Genomic DNA, 538 nt, shown 5'->3' on the forward strand with positions numbered 1-538 from the left:
AGCCGCGGGCGCCGCCGGAGCGGTGGCCCAACCGATCACGCCGGCCACCGCGCCCGTCGCGGAAGGCGGGACCACCGGATCCCCGGTGCACGCCCCCGCGCCGCCCTCGGCGCGCGACAGGCGCACCATGATTCCGCCGGTGGAGCCGATGTTCGGCAGCGCCACCGTGCGCAGCGTGCCGGCGCTCTTCGAGGCGCCGTCCGCCGTGACGCCGAAGCCGGCGATGGTGAAGCCGTCGCCCCTTCGGCGGCAGCCCGCCCGCCGGGCGGCGAGCCGCGCCGGGCGCAGCGATGCCGGCAGCGGCTCGGCGAGCTTGACCAGCGCGAGATCCGGCGTCGGCCGGCGGGTGCGGAACTGGTCGGCGCTGAAGCCGGATGGAGCGCGATGCGCGTGACCGGGATCAGCTTCGGCGCCGGGCCCGAGATGAGCGCCACCGCATAGTCCGCCGCCGGCTCGACGCAGTGCGCGGCGGTGAGCACCACGTCCGGCGCCAGCACCGGTGCCGGTGCAGCTCCGCCCCGCGCGTCCGAGACCAGCA

Annotated in this window: 1 protein-coding gene; it reads right to left on the reverse strand. The window is 77.7% G+C overall.

Going from position 1 to position 538, the window contains the following annotated elements; all coding sequences use genetic code 11:
- A partial coding sequence (locus AC2W7M_RS27165; RefSeq protein WP_486136354.1) for a trypsin-like serine protease occupies nucleotides 1-538 on the reverse strand: 538 nt, incomplete at both ends.

The sequence above is a fragment of the Xanthobacter sp. BG11Y11_SDJG genome (assembly GCF_057364445.1).